The 1,827-nt window shown below is 65.0% G+C and carries 1 protein-coding gene; it reads right to left on the reverse strand.

Going from position 1 to position 1,827, the window contains the following annotated elements; translation table 11 throughout:
- The coding region (gene acs, locus DES43_RS22180) for an acetate--CoA ligase (RefSeq protein ID WP_133676469.1) at positions 1-1,827 on the reverse strand (1,827 nt) is incomplete at both ends.

The following is a 1,827-nucleotide window of genomic DNA, read 5'->3' on the forward strand; positions in this document are numbered from 1 at the left end:
TTTTTATTCTGTCTGTTCTGGATGAGGTCGTTGACGACGGCGGGGTCGGCGAGGGTTGAGGTGTCTCCGAGGGCGGCGAAGTCGTCCTCTGCGATCTTGCGCAGGATGCGGCGCATGATCTTGCCCGAGCGCGTCTTGGGCAGGCCCGGCGCGAACTGGATCTTGTCGGGCGAGGCGATGGGGCCGATCTCCTTGCGCACATGGGCGACAAGCTCCTTGCGCAGTTCCTCGCCCGGTTCCTCGCCATCCATCAGCGTCACGTAGCAGTAGATGCCCTGCCCCTTGAGGTCGTGCGGATAGCCGACCACAGCCGCCTCCGACACCTTGTCGTGGGAGACCAGCGCCGATTCCACCTCGGCCGTGCCCATGCGGTGGCCCGACACGTTGAGCACGTCGTCCACCCGGCCCGTGATCCAGTAATAGCCGTCCGCGTCGCGCCGGCAGCCGTCGCCCGAGAAATAGAGGCCCGGATATTGCGAGAAGTAGGTCTCGATGAAGCGCTTGTGATCGCCATAGACCGTGCGCATCATGCCCGGCCACGCATCGGCGATGCACAGATTGCCGTCGGCAACCCCCTCCAGCACATTGCCCTCGTTGTCGACGAGCTGCGGCTTCACGCCGAAGAAGGGCCGCGTCGCCGAGCCGGGCTTCAGGTCGGTCGCGCCGGGAAGCGGCGTGATCAGGATGCCGCCGTTCTCCGTCTGCCACCAGGTGTCGACGATCGGAATGCGCTGTTCGCCCACCACGTTGAAGTACCACTCCCACGCCTCCGGGTTGATCGGCTCGCCGACCGAGCCCAGAACCCTCAGCGTCTTGCGCGAGGCCCGCTTCACGAACCCGTCGCCAGCCCCCATCAGCGCCCGGATGGCGGTCGGCGCCGTGTAGAAGATGTTGACCTTGTGCTTGTCCACCACATCCCAGAAGCGCCCCGCATCGGGATAGTTGGGAACGCCCTCGAACATCAGCGTCGTCGCCCCGTTGGCCAGCGGCCCGTAGACGATGTAGGAGTGGCCCGTCACCCAGCCCACATCGGCCGTGCACCAGTAGACGTCGCCCTCATGGTAGTCGAACACATGCTGGTGGGTCATCGAGGCATAGACCAGATAGCCGCCGCTGGTGTGCAGCACCCCCTTCGGCTTGCCGGTCGAACCGGACGTGTAGAGGATGAACAGCGGGTCTTCCGCCTTCATCCGCTCCGGCTCGCAGGTCGCCTCCACCGAGGCGATCTCCTCGTCGTACCACAGGTCGCGGCCGCTGGCCCAGCCGACCTTGCCGCCGGTGCGGCGCACCACCAGCACGTTCCTGACCATGACAAAGTTCCTTGCCGCAATGTCGATGGCCTTGTCCGTGTTCTCCTTGAGCGGGACCGTCTTGCCGCCGCGCAGCCCCTCGTCGGCGGTGATGACGAAGGTCGACCCGCAGTCGACGATGCGCCCGCCCAGCGCGTCGGGCGAGAAGCCGCCGAACACCACCGAATGCACCGCCCCGATGCGCGTGCACGCCAGCATCGCAAAGGCCGCCTCCGGGATCATCGGCATGTAGATCGTCACACGGTCGCCCTTCTGCACCCCATGCTTCTTCATCACATTGGCAAGCCGGCAGACCTGCTCGTGCAGGTCCCTGTAGGTGATCTTCCTGTCTTCCGAAGGGGTGTCCCCTTCCCACAGGATGGCGACCTGATCGCCGCGCGTGTCCAGATGGCGGTCGATGCAGTTGTACGAGACGTTGAGCTCGCCATCCTCGAACCACCGTATCGAAACCTCGCCCTCGAAACTGGCGTTCTTCACCACCGTATAGGGCCTGAACCAGTCGATGCGCCTGCCATGC

This window comes from Aquamicrobium defluvii (genome assembly GCF_004363725.1).
GTDB classification, from domain to species: Bacteria; Pseudomonadota; Alphaproteobacteria; order Rhizobiales; family Rhizobiaceae; genus Mesorhizobium; species Mesorhizobium defluvii.